The organism is Streptomyces sp. NPDC001634 (assembly GCF_040298185.1).
GTDB lineage: Bacteria > Actinomycetota > Actinomycetes > Streptomycetales > Streptomycetaceae > Streptomyces.
Genome location: NZ_JBEOZU010000218.1, coordinates 1 through 1,837, shown reverse-complemented (window position 1 = coordinate 1,837; position 1,837 = coordinate 1). Strand labels below are relative to the sequence as shown.

The following is a 1,837-nucleotide window of genomic DNA, read 5'->3' as shown; positions in this document are numbered from 1 at the left end:
CCAAAACTTGGCCACTCGCCTATCTCCCAGGGGGCAACCCCCAACTACTACCGCCGTAGATGGACTTAACTTCTGTGTTCGACATGGGAACAGGTGTATCTCCATCGCAATGATGACCAAATCATTAAATGTTACCTTGAACATTCAAAACTAAATAACAATTCTTCTAACTTTTAAACCATAAGCATATTATATTTGACTCTTTTGGTAAAGTCCTCGAGCGATTAGTACTGGTCCGCTCCAAGTCTCGCAACTCTTCCACTTCCAGCCTATCTACCAGATCATCTCTCTGGGCTCTTAATTCTTACGAATGGGTAATCTCATCTTGAGGTGGGCTTCGCACTTAGATGCTTTCAGCGCTTATCCCTTCCCTACATAGCTATCCAGCCGTGCTCCTGGCGGAACAACTGGTACACCAGCGGTAAGTCCATCCCGGTCCTCTCGTACTAAGGACAGATCCTCTCAAAAAACCTACGCCCGCGACGGATAGGGACCGAACTGTCTCACGACGTTCTGAACCCAGCTCACGTGCCGCTTTAATGGGCGAACAGCCCAACCCTTGGGACCGACTACAGCCCCAGGATGCGACGAGCCGACATCGAGGTGCCAAACCTCCCCGTCGATGTGAACTCTTGGGGGAGATAAGCCTGTTATCCCCAGGGTAGCTTTTATCCGTTGAGCGATGGCCTTCCATGCGGTACCACCGGATCACTAAGTCCTAGTTTCCTACCTGCTCGAGTTGTAGCTCTCGCAGTCAAGCTGGCTTTTACCTTTACACTCTACGATTGATTTCCAACCAATCTGAGCCAACCTTTGAGCGCCTCCGTTACTCTTTAGGAGGCGACCGCCCCAGTCAAACTGTCCGTCAGACACTGTCTCCCTGGCCGATTATGCCAGCGGGTTAGAGTAACCATAAGTCAAGGGTAGTATCCCAACAACGCCTCAATAGAAACTAGCGTCCCTATTTCAATGGCTCCTACCTATCCTGTACATGACTTACAGGTACTCAATATCAAACTACAGTAAAGCTCCATGGGGTCTTTCCGTCCTGTCGCGGGTAACCTGCATCTTCACAGGTACTAAAATTTCACCGAGTCTCTCGTTGAGACAGTGCCCAAATCATTACGCCTTTCGTGCGGGTCGGAACTTACCCGACAAGGAATTTCGCTACCTTAGGACCGTTATAGTTACGGCCGCCGTTTACTGGGGCTTCAATTCATACCTTCGACTTACGTCTAAGCACTCCTCTTAACCTTCCAGCACCGGGCAGGCGTCACCCCCTATACATCACCTTGCGGTTTAGCAGAGAGCTGTGTTTTTGATAAACAGTTGCTTGGGCCTATTCACTGCGGCTGGCTTTTACACCAGCACCCCTTCTCCCGAAGTTACGGGGCTATTTTGCCGAGTTCCTTAACGAGAGTTCTCTCGATCACCTGAGGCTACTCGCCTCGACTACCTGTGTCGGTTTGCGGTACGGGTAGATATGACTTTACGCTAGAAGCTTTTCTTGGCAGTGTGACATCAGAGAGTTCGCAACCGTAGTTGCTTCCCCATCACAGCTCAATGTTAAAGAGAAATGCATTTGACACATCTCACACCTCACTGCTTAGACCAGAATCCATTAACTGGCATCTCTTAGCCTACTGCGTCCCTCCATCACGATCATATCTAGTACTGGAATATCAACCAGTTGTCCATCGACTACGCCTTTCGGCCTCGCCTTAGGTCCCGACTAACCCAGGGCGGACGAGCCTTCCCCTGGAAACCTTAGTCTTACGGTGTATAAGATTCTCACTTATCTTGCGCTACTCATACCGGCATTCTCACTGCTTAACGC

General features: G+C 49.9%; 2 rRNA genes. Both read right to left on the bottom strand.

The window, feature by feature from the left end:
- Positions 1-5: 5 nt before the first annotated feature.
- Positions 6-121, bottom strand: a 5S ribosomal RNA gene (rrf, locus tag ABT186_RS47635).
- Between the two features lie 83 nt (positions 122-204).
- A 23S ribosomal RNA gene (locus ABT186_RS47630) occupies positions 205-1,837 on the bottom strand; the annotation flags it as partial.